Below are 15,204 nucleotides of genomic sequence, written 5' to 3'. Positions count from 1 at the left end.
CGTGGGGAGGTTGGCGGACCCCTGAATCAGAGCCGCCACCAGGGGTTCGATTTCGGCGGCGCCGCGGGATCGATGCGTTGGCCGGGGGCGGGGACCGCAACTTTGACGTGTTCCGGTTCCGCGGCGGCGAGCAGGCGTTCAACCGGCTCGGCCCACGGGTGGGGGGCCAGCCGGAATGTGCCCCAATGAATCGGCACTAGCAGTCCGTCACCTGTGAGGTCCAGGTGCGCCCGTACCGCTTCCTCGGGGTTCATGTGGACGTCGGGCCACGCGGTGTTGTAGGCGCCGATGGGCAACAGCGTCAGGTCGAACGGCCCATGGTCGGCGCCGATCTGCGCGAAGCTCTTGGTGTAGCCGGTGTCGCCGCCGAAGTAGGCGCGATGATTCGGACCGATGAATGTCCACGACGCCCACAGCGTGGTATTGCGATCCAGGAAGCGACCCGAAAAGTGCCGCGCCGGCAGGCAAGTCACGGTCAGCTCGTCGACCAGGCCGCTCTGATGCCAGTCGAGCTCGACGATGCGGTGCTCCGGCATCCCCCACGCGCGCAGGTGAGCGCCGACACCGAGCGGCACGAAGAACGGGGCCCGCTGCGTGCGGGCCAGCGCCGTCACCGTGTCCATATCGAGGTGGTCGTAGTGGTCATGGCTGATCACCACCGCGTCGACGGCGGGCAGCCCTTCCAGTTGCACCGGCGGCGGGTGCAGCCGCTGCGGTCCGACGATGTCCGACGGTGAGCACCGGTCGCTCCAGACCGGGTCGGTGAGCACCCGGTAACCGTCGATCTCCAGCAGCGCCGTCGAGTGACCGAACCAGCTGACGGCGAGCCGGCCGGGGTCACCGTCGAAGATCGCGGGAGCGGCCAACGGGATTGGCGCCGAAGGCCGGCTCACGCCCCGACTGCCGATGAGCTCCCAGGCGACGAGCCGCAGTTCTTCGCGATCCATCATGAAATTGGAGGCGGGGTCGAGGTTGACGAACGCGCCGTCGCGGTAGTTCGGTGACCGCTCCGCCATCGCCCTGATCGCGGCGGGGTGGGCGCCGAGGGCCGCCGGTGCGCCGTGCAGCGCCCGCACCACCCAGCTGCCGGCCACCAGCGAAGCCGTGCCGGCGGCCAGTCGCAGCGCCCCCCGCAGCATGACGGTCAGGCCCCCTGGAACTTCGGCGGTCGCTTCTCGATGCGGGCGACCTGGGCCTCGATGACGTCCTGGCTGCCCCACGCCCTGTCGAACAGCTCCTTGTGCACCGGCCCGGCCTCCTCGATGGCGCCGTCGTCGTTCAGCACGCGCTTGGCATGCTGAATCGCCAGCGGTGCCAGGCCGGCGATCTCGGCGGCCCACGCTTGGGCGTCGGCCAGCGTTCCGATGCGGTTGGCCATTCCGGTCTGCAGCGCGGCGTCGGCGGTCAGCTTCTCCGCGGCCAGCAGCATCGCGCGGGCTCGCCCGTGCCCGACCAGCGAAGACAACCGGCGGATGCTCCAGTTATCAAGCGCCAGACCGTATTTCGATGTCGGGAACTGGAAGAACGCGTCCGGTGCGACGACCCGCAGATCGCACTGCATGGCCAGCTGCAGGCCCGCGCCGATGGCGGGGCCGTTGATGGCGGCGATCACCGGGATCAGCGTGGTATCCATCACCTTGTGCAGCTCGATGAGCCGGTCCGGATAGTCGGCGGCAAACGCGTCGCCGCTCAGGTCGGCGCCGGCGCAGAACGCGGTGCCCTGGCCGGTCAGCACGATGGCACGGACGGAGCCGTCGCTCGCCTTCTGGAACGCCTCCCGCAGCTCCTCGACGAGCTGGGAATTCAGCGCGTTGCGGCGCTCGGGCCGCTGCAGCTCAATCGTCAGCACGGCTTCGGCCTGGGTAACACCGATCATGGCAGCCACCCTATATAGCCTCGTGTCGTGAGTCGTATCACGGCTGCTCAGCTGCGCGACGCGGTGCTGGACGAGGGCTCCTTCATCCGGTGGGACAGCGAGCCGCTCGCGGTGCCGGTCAGCGAGGCCTACGCGCGAGAGCTGGCCGACGCGCGGGCGGCCACCGGCCTGGACGAATCGGTGCTGACCGGCGAGGGACGCATCTACGGACGCCGGGTCGCGGTGGTGGTCTGCGAGTTCGGCTTCCTCGGCGGCTCGATCGGGGTGGCCGCGGCCGAACGGATCACCGCCGCGGTGCAGCGAGCGACCGCCGAAGGCCTGCCGCTGCTGGCCTCGCCGAGCTCCGGCGGCACCCGCATGCAGGAGGGCACCGTCGCCTTCCTGCAGATGGTGAAGATCGCCGCCGCCGTCCGCCTGCACAAGCAGGCCCACCTGCCCTACCTGGTCTACCTGCGCAATCCCACCACCGGCGGGGTGTTCGCGTCGTGGGGTTCGCTCGGCCATGTCACCGTCGCCGAACCGGACGCGATGATCGGCTTCCTCGGGCCCCGGGTGTACCAGCTGCTCTACGGCGAACCGTTCCCCGAAGGCGTCCAGACGGCGGAGAACCTGCAGCGCCACGGCGTGATCGACGGGGTCGTCCCGGTTGGCGAGCTGCGCCGGACGCTGGATCGCGCGCTGACCGTCATCGCCGACCCACCCGATCCCCTACCGGCGGCGGCGCCGGCCGAACCGCTCCCCGACGTGCCGGCGTGGGACTCGGTGGTGGCGTCCCGCCGCCCCGACCGGCCGGGTGTCGGGCTGCTGCTACGCCACGGCGCCACCGATCGGGTACTGCTGTCGGGCACGGGGCAGGGAGAAGCGGCGACGACCCTGCTAGCGCTGGCCCGTTTCGCCGGTCAGCCCGCGGTGGTGCTCGGACAGCAGCGGGTGACGGGCGGGACGGTGGGGCCCGCGTCGCTGCGCGAGGCCCGGCGCGGCATGGCGCTGGCCGCCGAGCTGCGCCTTCCGCTGGTGCTGGTGATCGACACCGCCGGTCCCGCGCTGTCGGCCGAGGCCGAACAGGGCGGGCTGGCCGGCCAGATCGCCCAGTGCCTGGCCGAGCTGGTGACCCTCGATACCCCGACGGTGTCGGTGCTGCTCGGCCAGGGCAGCGGCGGGCCGGCGCTGGCGATGGTGCCCGCCGATCGGGTGCTGGCCGCGCTGCACGCTTGGCTGGCGCCGCTCCCGCCCGAAGGCGCCAGTGCGATCGTCTTCCGAGACACCGCCCACGCCGCCGAACTTGCCGCGGCGCAAGGCATCCGGTCGGCCGACCTGCTGGCGTCGGGCATCGTCGACGCCGTCGTGCCGGAGCATCCCGACGCCGCCGACGAGCCGGTCGAGTTCTGCCAGCGACTCTCGCGCGCCATCGCCGCCGAGGTGCACACGCTGCGGGCGCTCCCCGCGGGCGAACGGTTGACGGCCCGCTTGCAGCGCTACCGCCGCATCGGATTGCCCTGACATTTCGCCGAGCGCTTCACGACACGTAAGCCACGCACACGACACGCCGCAAAACGTCACCGTGGTTTACGTCTCGCGAGTCAGCCGTCCGGCAGCCCGAGGTAGCGCTGAATGGTCGGGCCGAGCCAGTCGACGATCTCGTCGCGGGTCATCTCCACGATCGGGGGTAGCCGTAACACGAAGCGGCACAACGCCATCCCCAGGATCTGGGTCGCGATCAGCCCTGCCCGCACAGCGGAATCTTGCGGCGGCACGAAGGAAGCCACCAGCGGCTGGATCTGGCTTCCGAAGATTTCCTGCATCCGTTGGGCCGCTTCGCCGTTGGTGGCGCTGGACCGCAGCAGGATGACGAGCGCCTCGTCGCCCTCCCAGCGTTCGAGAAAGTGCCGGACAAGCGACCGCCCGACCTGCGCCGGGTCGGTCGAGGCGAGGTCGGGAAACCGCAAGTCGAACTCGGCCGCCGCGGCGAACAGCTTGTCCTTGCTGCCGTAGTACCGCATGACCATCGCGGGATCGATGCCCGCGTCGGCGGCGATCGCCCGAATGGTCGCGCCCTGAAAGCCGGCCGCGCCGAACCGCTCGCGGGCCGCCGCCAGAATCACCGCCTTGGTCTCCTCCGACGACCTTCTCATGCCAACGAGTGTAGGCCAACAACTGTTGACATTGCGCCAGCGGCGCGCAAGCATGGAGGTATGCCAACAAGCGTTGACTTAACTCACCAGGGAGAGGAGCGGACCATGAAAGACACCGATGTCCTGGTGGTAGGCGCGGGCCCCACCGGCCTCACGCTCGCCGCCACACTGCTCAGCCGCGGAATTCGGGTAGTGGTGGTCGACAAGTTGGCCGAGGGCGCGAACACGTCCCGCGCCGCCGCCGTCAACGCCCGCACCCTCGAGGTGCTCGAGGAGCTCGACGTGGCCCGGCGCATGGTCAAGGCGGGGCTGATCGCGCCGCGATTCACCATGCGGGAGGGCCGGCGCATCCTGATCCCCGTCGACTTCAGCGAGCTGCCGACGGACCATCCCTACACCCTGATGCTGTCCCAGGCCGACACCGAGCGGCTGCTGCTCGAGCGGCTCCAGGAGTTGGGCGGCGACGTGGTCCGCCCCAAGACACTGAGCCGCATCAGCCAGGACGCCACCAGCGTGACGGCCACATTCGACGACGGCGACACCATCAGGGCCGCCTACGCCGTCGGGTCGGACGGCATGAACAGCACGGTCCGGACGCAAGCCGGAATCGGCTTCACCGGTGGGGAATTCGCCGAGGCTTTCACGCTCGCCGACGTGCGAGTGACCGGCGAAGCGCCCCGCAACGAGGTGATCCTGTTCTACGCCAAAGACGGCCTGACGGTGCTGGCCCCGCTGCCCGGCGACATTTTCCGTGTCGTCGCGCCGACCGCCGACGCGCCGCAGCTGCCGTCGGCGGAATTTGTGCAGGCACTCCTGGACACCCGGGGCTTCGGGCCGGGGCAGACGGTCGTCACCGAGCTGGTCTGGGGGTCGCGGTTCCACATCCACCACCGCGTCGCCGACACGTACCGCTCCGGCCGACTGCTGCTGGCCGGCGACGCGGCGCACGTGCACAGCCCGGCCGGGGGCCAGGGCATGAACCTCGGGATCACCGACGCAGTGGCGCTGGCCGGGGCGCTCGCCGAGGTTCTGGGGGACGGCCCGGACGCCGCGCTGGATGCCTACAGCACCGCGCAGCGCCGCCGCGCCGAGCGGGTGCTGAAACTGACTGGACGGCTGACCCGGGTCGCGACCCTGCCGCGCCCGTTGCGCCCCCTGCGCAACACGGGAATGCGCCAGGCCGCAGGGGTTCCCGCGGTGCGCCGGCAGCTGGCGGTGCGGCTGAGCGGACTCTCCACGGAATGACCCAAACCCTCACGGGGGCAACATCAATCGGACACAAATCGCCCCGGACGCGAATGCCGCGTCACACCAACCGATCTCGGGGTGACCCGCCCATCCCAACGGGCAGTCGCGGCCCAGCGTCGAAAACGTAACCTTTTAGGCATCGACGGCCCGGCCAGGGCACCGCCGCGATCAACAATCAGGCAAGATGGGCGGCATGGACACTGGTGGCATCTCACCCCGCGTCTTGGTCGTCGACGACGACTCTGATGTGCTCGCGTCGCTGGAACGCGGCCTGCGGCTGTCCGGATTCGAGGTGTCGACCGCGGTCGACGGCGCCGAAGCCTTGCGCAGCGCCACCGAGACCCGGCCGGACGCGATCGTGCTCGACATCAACATGCCGGTGCTGGACGGCGTCAGCGTCGTCACCGCGCTCAGGGCGATGGACAACGACGTCCCGGTCTGCGTGCTGTCCGCCCGCAGCTCGGTCGACGACCGGGTCGCCGGACTCGAGGCCGGCGCCGACGACTACTTGGTCAAACCGTTCGTGTTGGCCGAGCTTGTCGCGCGGGTGAAGGCGCTGCTTCGCCGTCGCGGCGCGACCGCCACCTCCTCCTCGGAAACCATCACGGTGGGCCCGCTCGAGGTGGACATCCCCGGCCGGCGCGCCCGCGTCAACGGCGTCGACGTCGACCTGACCAAGCGGGAGTTCGACCTGCTGGCGGTGTTGGCCGAGCACAAGACCGCGGTCCTGTCCCGCGCGCAGTTGCTGGAACTGGTGTGGGGTTACGACTTCGCCGCCGACACCAACGTCGTCGACGTGTTCATCGGGTACCTGCGCCGCAAGCTGGAGGCCAATGGCGGTCCCCGGCTGCTGCACACCGTCCGCGGAGTAGGGTTCGTGCTGCGTATGCAGTAACCAGGCGGGCCCCATGAACTTTCTATCCCGCATCCTGACCCGTACGCCTTCGCTGCGCGCCCGGGTCGTGGTCGCGACCGCCATCGGCGCCGCCATTCCCGTGCTCATCGTCGGGATCGTCGTCTGGGTGGGCATCACCAACGACCGCAAGGAACGGCTGGACCGCCGCCTCGACGAGGCCGCGGGATTCGCCATCCCTTTCCTGCCGCGCGGCCTCGACGAAATCCCGCGCTCCCCCAACGACAACGACGCCATCATGACGGTCCGCCGCGGCGACCAGGTCAAGTCGAACTCCTATGTGACGCTGCCCAAGCTGGACGTCGATTACGCCGACGCTTACGTCAAAGGCGTGCGCTACCGGGTGCGGACGGTGGAGATTCCCGCGCCGGAGCCCACGTCGCTGGCCGTGGGTGCGACGTATGACGCGACGCTCGCCGAAACCAACAATCTGCACCGGCGAGTACTGCTGATCTGTGGCTTCGCCATTGGCGCGGCGGCTGTGTTCGCCTGGTTGCTGGCCGCGTTCGCGGTGCGCCCGTTCAAGCAGCTGGCGCAGCAGACCCAATCGATCGATGCCGGCGACGAGGCACCGCGGGTCGAGGTGCACGGCGCCACCGAGGCCGTCGAGATCGCCGAGGCCATGCGGGGCATGCTGCAGCGCATCTGGGATGAGCAGATCCGGACCAAGGAGGCGCTGGCGTCGGCCCGCGACTTCGCCGCCGTGTCGTCGCACGAGCTGCGCACGCCCTTGACGGCGATGCGCACGAACCTCGAGGTGCTGGCCACCCTGGACATGCCCGACGACCAACGCAAAGAGGTGCTGAGCGACGTCATCCGCACCCAGTCGCGGATCGAGGCCACCCTGAGCGCCCTGGAGCGGCTCGCCCAGGGCGAACTGTCGACATCCGACGATCAGGTGCCGGTCGACATCACCGAGCTGCTTGACCGCGCCGCCCACGACGCGATGCGCATCTACCCCGACCTCGACGTGTCACTGGTGCCGTCGCCGACGTGCATCATCGTCGGATTACCGGCCGGACTGCGCCTGGCGGTGGACAACGCGATCGCCAACGCCGTCAAGCACGGCGGCGCGACCCGGGTCCTCCTCTCGGCGGTCAGCTCGCGCGCCGGGGTGGAGATCGCCATCGACGACAACGGCAGCGGCGTGCCCGAAGACGAACGCCAGGTGGTGTTCGAACGGTTCTCCCGCGGGTCGACCGCCTCCCATTCCGGGTCGGGCCTGGGGCTGGCGTTGGTGGCCCAACAGGCCCACCTGCACGGCGGAACCGCTGCACTGGAAAGCAGCCCGCTTGGCGGCGCCCGCCTGGTGCTGCGCCTCCCCGGCCCGAGCTAGCGCTTCGGGTGCCGGAGCGCGAGCGACACCGTCGGGATCTTCGTCGTGGCAGGCTCTGAATCGGCTATGGCACAAGGGTTTCGCCTCCGTCGGTTCGTTGGCCTGTGCTGCGCGCCCGGCGGGCGATGGGCAACCTAGCGATTCGGCCCACGCCCGGTCGGGCACACTGGAGCGATGGCCAACGGCAAGAAACCGACCGACAACGAAACCCTGGCACACATCCGCGACCTGGTCGCACAGGAGAAAGCCCTGCGGGAGCAGCTGCAACACCGCGACATCGCCGAATCGGAGGAACACGACCGCCTGCGCCGGCTGGAGGTCGAGCTGGACCAGTGTTGGGACCTGCTGCGACAGCGGCGGGCGCTGCGTGAAACCGGCGGTGACCCCCGGGAGGCCGAGGTTCGTCCGCCGGGCGAGGTGGAGGGCTACCTGAACTGAGCCATCACGCGGCAGATGGCGGTGCCTTGGACGCCATAGTGATTGGTGGCGGTCACAACGGCCTGGTCGCGGCGTCGTACCTGGCTCGCGCGGGCCTTCGGGTGCGGTTGCTGGAGCGGCAGGGTCACATCGGCGGTGCCGCGGTTTCGGCGCAGGCCTTCGACGGTGTCGGCGTCCGGCTCTCCCGCTACTCCTACCTGGTCAGCTTGTTGCCGTCCCGCATCGTCGCCGACCTGGGTGCGGCGGTGCGGCTGGCCCGGCGGCAGTATTCCTCGTACACGCCCGACCCCGACGCCGATGGCCGCAGTGGGCTGTTGATCGGTGCTGCCGGCGACACGTTCGCCGCGATCGGCGCCGGCCCCGATGAGCAGGGGTTCGCCTCCTTCTACCGACGCTGCCGACTGGTGACCCAACGGCTATGGCCGACACTGCTGGAACCGCTGCGCACCCGCGAGCAGGCCCGCCTCCATGTCTCGGGAAGCGGTGACCCCGAGGCGGCGGCCGCGTGGCACGCGATGATCGACGAGCCGATCGGGCATGCCATCACCGCCGCCGTACGCAACGACGTGGTCCGCGGTGTGATCGCGACCGACGCGCTGATCGGAACGTTCGCGCGCCTTGACGACCCGTCGCTGATCCAGAACGTCTGCTTCCTCTATCACGTGCTGGGCGGCGGCACCGGCGACTGGGATGTTCCCGTCGGCGGGATGGGCGCACTGACCGATGCCCTGGCAACGGCCGCCGTCGGCCACGGTGCCGAAATCATCACTGGCGCAGAGGTTTACAACGTCGAACCCGACGGCCTGGTGCGCTACCGCACCGGCGACGAGGACCACCTGATAAAGGGCCGGTTCGTCCTCGCCGGCGTCACACCCGCGGTCTTGGCAGGCCTGCTCGGCGAACGGCCGCCGACCCCCGCCCAGGGCGCGCAGGTCAAGGTGAACATGGTGCTGCGGCGACTGCCCCGATTGCGTGACGACGGCGTCAGCCCCGAACAGGCCTTCGCCGGGACGTTCCATGTGAACGAGACCTGGACCCAACTGGACGCCGGATATTCGCGCGCGGCCAACGGGAATATCCCGAATCCGCTACCGTGCGAAGCCTATTGCCATTCGCTGACCGACCCGAGCATCTTGTCGGCCGACCTGCGCGAATCGGGCGCCCACACGATGACGGTGTTCGGTCTGCACACCCCGCACTCGTTGTTCGACGGCAGCTACTCCGGCGCCCTGCGTGACCGGCTGACCGAGTCGGTACTGGCGTCACTGAATTCCGTTCTGGCCGAACCCATTCAGGACGTGTTGATGAGCGACGCTCAGGGCCGGCCGTGCATCGAGACGACGACCACCCTGGACTTGCACCGCACGCTCGGGATGACGGCCGGCAACATCTTCCACGGCGGCCTGTCGTGGCCGTTCGCGGACGACGACGACCCGCTGAACACGCCCGCACGACAATGGGGGGTGGCGACCTCCCACGAGCGGATCATGTTGTGCGGCTCCGGTGCCCGCCGCGGCGGCGCAGTGTCGGGCATCGGCGGGCACAACGCCGCCATGGCGGTATTGGCCTCGCTCTGCTGATGACCTGATCGGTGGCGACCCGCAGCGCCCGGCTACGCCGCGCTCGCGATCGCCACTAGCTCATCGGTGGCGACCCGCAGCGCCCGGCTACGCCGCGCTCGCGATCGCCACTAGCGCGCGTCGATGGTGGTGTAGTCGCGCTCGGTGTAGCCGGTGTAAATCTGGCGCGGGCGGCCGATCTTGCTGTCACCCTCGTCGTGCATCTCACGCCAGTGCGCGACCCAACCGGGCAGCCGGCCCAACGCGAACAGCACGGTGAACATCCGGACGGGGAAGCCGAGGGCCCGGTAGATCAGCCCGGTGTAGAAGTCGACGTTCGGGTACAGCTTGCGCTCGATGAAGTAGTCGTCGGTCAGCGCCGCCTCTTCCAATTCCTTGGCGATCTCCAGCAGCGGGTCGCCGCCGAGCTTGGCCAGGATCTTGTCGGCCTGTTCCTTGACGATGCGGGCGCGGGGGTCGTAGTTCTTGTAGACCCGGTGGCCGAAGCCCATCAGCTTGACGCCCTCTTCGCGGTTCTTCACCTTGCGGACGAACTCGCTGACGTCGTCGCCACTTTCGCGGATCTGCTCGAGCATCTCGAGCACCGCCTGGTTGGCTCCGCCGTGCAGCGGCCCCCACAGCGCGTTGATGCCGCCGGAGATCGAGGTGAACAGGTTGGCCCGCGACGACCCCACCAGCCGCACCGTCGACGTCGAGCAGTTCTGCTCGTGGTCGGCGTGCAGGATGAGCAGCATGTCCAGCGCCCGGACCACCTCGGGGTCGGCTTGATAGGGCTCTGCGGGCAGCCCGAACGTCATTCGCAGGAAGTTCTCCACCAGCGTCAGCTTGTTGTCCGGGTAGAGGAACGGCTGGCCGACGGACTTCTTGTAGGCGTACGCGGCGATGGTGGGCAATTTCGCGAGCAGGCGGATCGTCGACAGCTCGACCTGGTTGTTGTCCATCGGGTCGAGCGCGTCGGGATAGTAGGCGCTCAGCGCGTTCACCACGCTGGACAGCACCGGCATGGGGTGTGCGTTGCGGGGGAAGCCGTCGAAGAAGCGCTTGAGGTCCTCGTGCAGCATGGTGTGCAGCTGGATCCGCTTGGTGAACTCGGCGAGCTGGTCCTTGTCCGGCAGCTCGCCGTAGATCAGCAGGTAGCTCACTTCGATGAAGGTCGACTTCTCGGCGAGCTGCTCGATCGGGTAGCCGCGGTACCGCAGAATCCCGGCGTCACCGTCGATGTAGGTGATCGCGCTCTTGCACGCGGCGGTGTTGACGAAGCCGTTGTCGAAGGTGGTGTGCCCGGTTTTGGACAACAGGGAACCGAGGGCAATCCCGTCCGCACCTTCGGTGGCGCGAACGATCTCCAGGTCGATCTCGCCCCCCGGGTACTTCAGAGTTGCGGTGTCGTCGGTGTCGGCCACGAGAACCCCTTTGCGCTCTGGCTGGTATGGCTGCCCTGACTAGGTGCTTATAGGTGAAGGTAGTCGTTGTCGCGTTCGCATGCCTGCCCGGGGTCGGGTCTGTCCCGGCGCACCGACCCCCGGGGCGGGCTAGGGCTGGAGGCGCTCGACGTGAGCGCCGGCGACCCGGATCCGGTTATGCAACCGGTTCTCCCGGCCCTGCCAGAATTCGACCGACTCCGGAGCAAGCAGATAGCCGCCCCACCCCGGTGGCACCGGAATCTGCTCGCGGTCGGCGAAGCCCGCGGTGACCTCGGCCAGCTGGTCGAGCAGCGCCGCGCGCGACGCGATCGGACGGGACTGGTGCGATGCCCACGCGCCAAGCTGGGAGCCGCGGGGCCGCTTGGACCAGTAGTCCCCGGTGGCCTCCGGCGTGACCTTGCTCACCGGTCCGCGGAGGTGAACCTGCCGGCCCAGCTGGTACCAGGGAAATGTCACCGACGCGTACGGCGTCGCCGCGAGATCGGCGCCCTTGGCCGAGTCATAGTTGGTGAAAAATGTGATCCCGGACTCGTCGACGCTCTTGCACAACACCGATCGGCTCGTCGGCCTGCCGTCGGCGACGGTGGCCAGCACCATGGCGTTCGGTTCGGCGACACCGGACCGCTCGGCTTCATCGATCCATTTGCGCAACAAGGCAACCCAACCGTCGTCGAGCCAGTCCGCGTCGAGATCGGGACTGCCGTCCTTCTCCGCCGATCCGTATTCCACGCGCATCCTCTGCAGGCGCTCGGAGTCTGGTCCTGCCATCGCGCCAACGCTACCGGGGCTTGCTACCGGCCGGTAGCGTCGGCCCGAACGTGGGGTGCGAGAATTTTCGCATGACTGTGGTCCCCGAAGACTTCGTCCCCGGCCTCGAGGGCGTCGTCGCCTTCACCACCGAGATCGCCGAACCGGATAAAGACGGCGGCGCGCTGCGCTACCGCGGTGTCGACATCCAGGACCTGGTGGATCAGCAGGTCACTTTCGGCGACGTGTGGGCCCTGCTGGTCGACGGTAAGTTCGGCCACGGATTGCCGCCCGCCGAGCCGTTCCCGCTGCCCATCCACACCGGTGACGTGCGCGTCGACGTGCAGGCGGGTTTGGCGATGCTGGCCCCGATCTGGGGGTATCGGCCCCTGCTCGATACCGACGACGCAACCGCCCGCGATCAGCTGGCCCGGGCATCGGTGATGGCACTGTCCTACGTCGCGCAGTCCGCCCGCGGCATCTATCAGCCCGCGGTACCGCAGCGGGTGATCGATGAATGCGACACCGTCACAGCCCGTTTCATGACCCGCTGGCAGGGCGAGCCGGACCCCAGGCACGTCGAGGCGATCGACGCCTACTGGGTCTCGGCCGCCGAGCACGGCATGAACGCCTCGACGTTCACCGCGCGGGTGATCGCCTCGACCGGCGCCGACGTGGCCGCGGCGTTGTCCGGGGCGATCGGGGCCATGAGCGGGCCGCTGCACGGCGGCGCGCCGGCGCGGGTCCTGCCGATGATCGAAGAGGTGGAGCGCACCGGTGACGCCCGCGGGCTGGTCAAGAAGATCCTGGACAGCGGCGACAAGCTGATGGGCTTCGGACACCGCGTCTACCGCGCCGAGGACCCGCGCGCGCGGGTGCTGCGCGCGACCGCGGAGCGGCTGAAGGCTCCGCGCCACGAGGTCGCGGTCGCCCTGGAGCAGGCCGCCCTGGCCGAGCTGCGCGAGCGACGTCCGGACCGGGCCATCGAGACCAACGTCGAGTTCTGGGCGGCGGTGATCCTCGACTTCGCGCAGGTGCAGGCCAACATGATGCCGGCGATGTTCACCTGCGGACGCACCGCCGGCTGGTGCGCGCACATCCTCGAGCAGAAGCGGCTCGGCAAGCTGGTGCGCCCGTCGGCCATTTATGTCGGACCGGGCCCCCGCAGCCCGGAATCGGTCGAGGGTTGGGACCGCAGCCTCACCAACGCCTGAGGCGGGGCCGGTTGTCGGTGCCCGGCGATTAAATGAATGTCGCCGCGATGAGTTTTCGTCGCGGGCGCAGTCATAACTCGCGAGCCTGCCCGGTTCGGGCCGGCCTGGGAACCGACAACAAGGAGAACCACAATGGCGCTCAACATCGAACCCGCCCTGTCCCCGCACCTGGTGGTGGACGACGCCGCCGCCGCAATTGACTTCTACGTCAAGGCTTTCGGCGCCGAGGAGCTGGGGCGTGTGCCCCGGCCCGACGGAAAACTCATCCACGCCGCCGTGCGCATCAACGGCTTTCTGGTCATGCTCAACGACGATTTCCCCGAGATGTGCGGCGGCAAATCGATGACGCCCAAGTCATTGGGCGGCACCCCGGTCACCATCCACCTGACCGTCACCGACGTCGACGCCAAGTTCCAGCGGGCGCTGGACGCGGGCGCCACCGTGGTCGCTCCCTTGGACGACCAGTTTTGGGGTGACCGCTACGGCGTGGTCGCCGACCCGTTCGGCCACCATTGGTCGATGGGTCAGCCGGTACGCGAGGTCGGCTACGACGAAATTCAGGCCGCGATGGCCGGGCAGGGCGCCGGCTAGCCGAGCAGGCGGTCCAGCAGCCCGCGTCGCGGCGGCGGCGCGGGCTCGGCGGCGGCAGCGGCGGCGAGCATGTCGGCCACCTCGGTGAACTTGTTCCGCGGCCGACCGTCGGCGCTGCCCCGCGCGATCTCGGCGGCGTCGATGGCTCGCCAGCCGCGGGCATCGACGGCGTGAGGCTGCCGGGCGTGCACCAGCTTGGCCAGCGCCTCCGGCTCAGCCACCGGATCGCTCAGGTGGCCGGCGTTGAAATCGGCTACCAGGGCCTGAACGGTTTGCAGGGAGCACGACTTGTTCGTGCCGATGAAACCGCTGGGCCCCCGCTTGATCCAGCCCGCGACGTATGCCCCCGAGACCGGCGCCCCATAGTCGGGATCGACCACGCGGCCGCCGTCGTTGGGGACCACCGCGGTCGCCTGGTCGAACGGCAGGTCGCGAATCGGCATGCCGCGGTAGCCAATCGATGTCAGCAGCAGACCTGCGTCCAGTCGGCACAGCTCGCCGGTTCCGGTGACGGCGAACTCCACCCCCGTGACGCGCTCATCACCAAGCACACGGTTCGGGGTGAGCCGATAGGCCAGCCGGATACGCGGGCCCCCGGAATTGCGGGGCGGCCCCGAATCGTCACCGAGTGTGCTCAGGATTTCCAGCTTGCGCCTCGTCAAGCCGTCCGTGGCGGCCGCGAGATCGGCCGCCACCAACTCGTGGTCGGCAGCGCTGAGCACGACGTCGGATGAGCCCGTGAGCCCGACGAGTTCGGGCAAGGTGAATGCCGACTGGGCGGGGCCGCGGCGGGCGGCGATCACCACTTCGCGGACGGCGGAAGCGCGAAACGCCGCCAATGCGCGATCGGAGATGTCGGTGCGGGCCAGGTCGTCAGGGTTCGCCGTGAGCACACGGGCCACGTCGAGCGCGACGTTTCCGTTGCCGACGATCACCACCCGCTCGTGGCTGAGATCGACTGGCAGATCGGCAAAGTCGGGATGCCCGTTGATCCACGCGACCAATTCGGTAGCGGTTCCGGTACCCGGGAGCCCCATGCCCTCGATCTCCAGCCGACGGTCGTCGGGGGCGCCGACGGCGTACATCACGGCATGGTGGTGGGCCAGCAGGTCGGCGTGGCTCAGGTGCCTGCCGACCTCGACGTTGAGGTAGAACCGAAAGCGGCGATGACCGGTGACCCGGTCGAACAACCGAGTGACCCGTTTGGTGTTCTGATGATCGGGCGCCACCCCGGCACGCACCAGTCCATAGGGCGTGGGCAGCTTCTCAAAGACGTTGACCTGCACCCCATGCTGGGTGAGCAGTTCGTCGGCGGCATACATGGCCGCCGGCCCGGATCCCACGATGGCCACGGTCAGCGGCCGGCGGCGGGCGCGCACCTGGGCGGCCGGAATCACCGGGGCCAGCTTCGACGTGGGCGGCACCTTCTCACCCTCGGGCCGCTCGGGGTAGAAGGATGCGTTGATCTCGACGAACGGCAGCTGCTTGGTATCCAGCCGGCCGTCCGGCGCGATGGCGCCGACGGGGCAGGCGCTCACGCACGCACCGCAGTCGACGCAGGCCACCGGATCGATGTAGAGCATCTCCGAGGTGGCGAAGCCCGGCTCATCGGGCGTGGGGTGAATGCAGTTCACCGGGCACGCGAAAACGCAGGACCCGTCGTTACAGCACGACTGGGTAATAACATGCGGCATAAACGATTACC

At 69.1% G+C, this 15,204-nt stretch carries 14 protein-coding genes; 8 read left to right on the top strand and 6 right to left on the bottom strand.

Annotated elements, in window-relative coordinates:
- Positions 1–26: 26 nt before the first annotated feature.
- Both A5758_RS01980 and A5758_RS01975 read right to left on the bottom strand, forming a co-directional pair.
- Positions 27–1,139: an MBL fold metallo-hydrolase gene (locus A5758_RS01980; RefSeq protein WP_156622461.1), complete on the bottom strand. Its 1,113-nt coding sequence runs from the start codon at positions 1,137–1,139 to the stop codon at positions 27–29.
- Positions 1,140–1,144: 5 nt separating this feature from the next.
- A complete protein-coding gene (locus A5758_RS01975; protein ID WP_067735701.1) occupies positions 1,145–1,876 on the bottom strand; it encodes an enoyl-CoA hydratase in 732 nt (243 codons plus the stop codon).
- A 27-nt stretch (positions 1,877–1,903) separates the two neighbouring features.
- Here A5758_RS01975 and A5758_RS01970 point away from each other — a divergent pair, with 27 nt between their 5' ends.
- A complete protein-coding gene (locus A5758_RS01970; protein WP_067735694.1) occupies positions 1,904–3,376 on the top strand; it encodes a carboxyl transferase domain-containing protein in 1,473 nt (490 codons plus the stop codon).
- 80 nt (positions 3,377–3,456) lie between these two features.
- On the opposite strand, the gene A5758_RS01965 is transcribed toward A5758_RS01970, so the two are convergent.
- Complete coding sequence (locus A5758_RS01965) at positions 3,457–4,008, bottom strand: TetR/AcrR family transcriptional regulator (protein WP_067200017.1); 552 nt, start codon at positions 4,006–4,008, stop codon at positions 3,457–3,459.
- Between the two features lie 105 nt (positions 4,009–4,113).
- Between A5758_RS01965 and A5758_RS01960 the strand changes: the two genes are divergently transcribed.
- From A5758_RS01960 to A5758_RS01940, 5 genes are all read left to right on the top strand, one after another.
- Positions 4,114–5,253, top strand: a complete 1,140-nt coding sequence (locus A5758_RS01960; protein ID WP_067735690.1) for an FAD-dependent oxidoreductase — start codon at positions 4,114–4,116, stop codon at positions 5,251–5,253.
- Between the two features lie 187 nt (positions 5,254–5,440).
- Complete coding sequence (gene prrA / locus A5758_RS01955; RefSeq protein WP_156349628.1) at positions 5,441–6,151, top strand: two-component system response regulator PrrA; 711 nt, start codon at positions 5,441–5,443, stop codon at positions 6,149–6,151.
- A gap of 13 nt (positions 6,152–6,164) precedes the next feature.
- On the top strand, positions 6,165–7,505 hold the full coding sequence (locus tag A5758_RS01950) for a HAMP domain-containing sensor histidine kinase (RefSeq protein WP_067735687.1): 1,341 nt from the start codon (positions 6,165–6,167) through the stop codon (positions 7,503–7,505).
- A 174-nt stretch (positions 7,506–7,679) separates the two neighbouring features.
- Positions 7,680–7,943 (top strand): DUF2630 family protein, encoded by a 264-nt coding sequence (locus A5758_RS01945; protein ID WP_067200006.1) that lies wholly within the window; start codon positions 7,680–7,682, stop codon positions 7,941–7,943.
- A 26-nt stretch (positions 7,944–7,969) separates the two neighbouring features.
- Positions 7,970–9,523: an NAD(P)/FAD-dependent oxidoreductase gene (locus tag A5758_RS01940; RefSeq protein WP_067735684.1), complete on the top strand. Its 1,554-nt coding sequence runs from the start codon at positions 7,970–7,972 to the stop codon at positions 9,521–9,523.
- A 110-nt stretch (positions 9,524–9,633) separates the two neighbouring features.
- On the opposite strand, the gene A5758_RS01935 is transcribed toward A5758_RS01940, so the two are convergent.
- Complete coding sequence (locus A5758_RS01935; RefSeq protein WP_067200000.1) at positions 9,634–10,926, bottom strand: citrate synthase; 1,293 nt, start codon at positions 10,924–10,926, stop codon at positions 9,634–9,636.
- Positions 10,927–11,055: 129 nt separating this feature from the next.
- A complete protein-coding gene (gene pdxH / locus A5758_RS01930; RefSeq protein WP_067735681.1) occupies positions 11,056–11,715 on the bottom strand; it encodes a pyridoxamine 5'-phosphate oxidase in 660 nt (219 codons plus the stop codon).
- Between the two features lie 71 nt (positions 11,716–11,786).
- On the opposite strand from pdxH, the gene A5758_RS01925 reads away from it, so the two are divergent.
- Both A5758_RS01925 and A5758_RS01920 read left to right on the top strand, forming a co-directional pair.
- Complete coding sequence (locus tag A5758_RS01925) at positions 11,787–12,908, top strand: citrate synthase 2 (protein ID WP_067199994.1); 1,122 nt, start codon at positions 11,787–11,789, stop codon at positions 12,906–12,908.
- A gap of 132 nt (positions 12,909–13,040) precedes the next feature.
- On the top strand, positions 13,041–13,499 hold the full coding sequence (locus A5758_RS01920; RefSeq protein ID WP_067199990.1) for a VOC family protein: 459 nt from the start codon (positions 13,041–13,043) through the stop codon (positions 13,497–13,499).
- Here the strand turns inward: A5758_RS01920 and A5758_RS01915 are convergent.
- Positions 13,496–15,193, bottom strand: coding sequence for an FAD-dependent oxidoreductase (locus A5758_RS01915; protein ID WP_067735679.1), 1,698 nt, complete (start codon positions 15,191–15,193; stop codon positions 13,496–13,498). The genes A5758_RS01920 and A5758_RS01915 overlap by 4 nt on opposite strands.
- Between the last annotated feature and the right edge of the window lie 11 nt (positions 15,194–15,204).

The organism is Mycobacterium sp. 852014-50255_SCH5639931, assembly GCF_001665605.1.
GTDB classification, from domain to species: domain Bacteria; phylum Actinomycetota; class Actinomycetes; order Mycobacteriales; family Mycobacteriaceae; genus Mycobacterium; species Mycobacterium paraffinicum.
Note: the sequence above shows the minus strand (reverse complement) of the source record. Positions and strands in the feature narration are given on the sequence as shown.

Coding starts and splice junctions, on each gene's coding strand:
- A5758_RS01980 (WP_156622461.1), bottom strand. CDS start 1,139: ATGCTGCGGGGGGCGCTGCGACTGGCCGCCGGCACGGCTTCGCTGGTG.
- A5758_RS01975 (WP_067735701.1), bottom strand. CDS start 1,876: ATGATCGGTGTTACCCAGGCCGAAGCCGTGCTGACGATTGAGCTGCAG.
- A5758_RS01965 (WP_067200017.1), bottom strand. CDS start 4,008: ATGAGAAGGTCGTCGGAGGAGACCAAGGCGGTGATTCTGGCGGCGGCC.
- A5758_RS01960 (WP_067735690.1), top strand. CDS start 4,114: ATGAAAGACACCGATGTCCTGGTGGTAGGCGCGGGCCCCACCGGCCTC.
- prrA (WP_156349628.1), top strand. CDS start 5,441: ATGGGCGGCATGGACACTGGTGGCATCTCACCCCGCGTCTTGGTCGTC.
- A5758_RS01950 (WP_067735687.1), top strand. CDS start 6,165: ATGAACTTTCTATCCCGCATCCTGACCCGTACGCCTTCGCTGCGCGCC.
- A5758_RS01945 (WP_067200006.1), top strand. CDS start 7,680: ATGGCCAACGGCAAGAAACCGACCGACAACGAAACCCTGGCACACATC.
- pdxH (WP_067735681.1), bottom strand. CDS start 11,715: ATGGCAGGACCAGACTCCGAGCGCCTGCAGAGGATGCGCGTGGAATAC.
- A5758_RS01925 (WP_067199994.1), top strand. CDS start 11,787: ATGACTGTGGTCCCCGAAGACTTCGTCCCCGGCCTCGAGGGCGTCGTC.
- A5758_RS01920 (WP_067199990.1), top strand. CDS start 13,041: ATGGCGCTCAACATCGAACCCGCCCTGTCCCCGCACCTGGTGGTGGAC.
- A5758_RS01915 (WP_067735679.1), bottom strand. CDS start 15,193: ATGCCGCATGTTATTACCCAGTCGTGCTGTAACGACGGGTCCTGCGTT.